General features: G+C 59.3%; 1 protein-coding gene. It reads right to left on the bottom strand.

Annotated features, from left to right (window positions below; translation table 11 throughout):
- On the bottom strand, window positions 1–445 hold a 445-nt coding region (locus tag EN780_RS37810; protein ID WP_133373028.1), incomplete at both ends, for an amino acid ABC transporter permease.

Genomic DNA, 445 nt, shown 5'->3' on the forward strand with positions numbered 1-445 from the left:
GACTCAATGCGCTGAGCGGCCGAGGTCAGCTCGTAGGCGGCGATCGAGGTGCAGACAGACGTTGTCAGTGTCAGCATAATGAACTGGCTTGTGAGCGAGGGATAAATCGCCCGCAGCGCCGGCTTGAGCACGATGAGCCGGAAGACATCCGCCTTGTGAAGACCAAGTGCGAAACCTGCCTCGATCTGGCCGCGCGAAACGCTCTCGATCCCGCCGCGGATGATCTCGATTGCGTAGGCCCCACCATTGATGCCGAGGGCAATGATCGCCGTGACGGTCGGATTGAGGCGGATGCCCATGAGAGGAAGGGCAAAATATATGAAGAAGATCTGCACCAGGAATGGCGTATTGCGCACAACCTCGACGAACATGATCACGGCAGCCCGCGTGATCCCGCTCTTGGAACTCCTTGCAACGACGCCCAGGAGCCCGATGACGAGTGCGA

This window comes from Mesorhizobium sp. M4B.F.Ca.ET.089.01.1.1 (assembly GCF_004022605.1).
Taxonomy (GTDB): Bacteria; Pseudomonadota; Alphaproteobacteria; order Rhizobiales; family Rhizobiaceae; genus Mesorhizobium; species Mesorhizobium abyssinicae.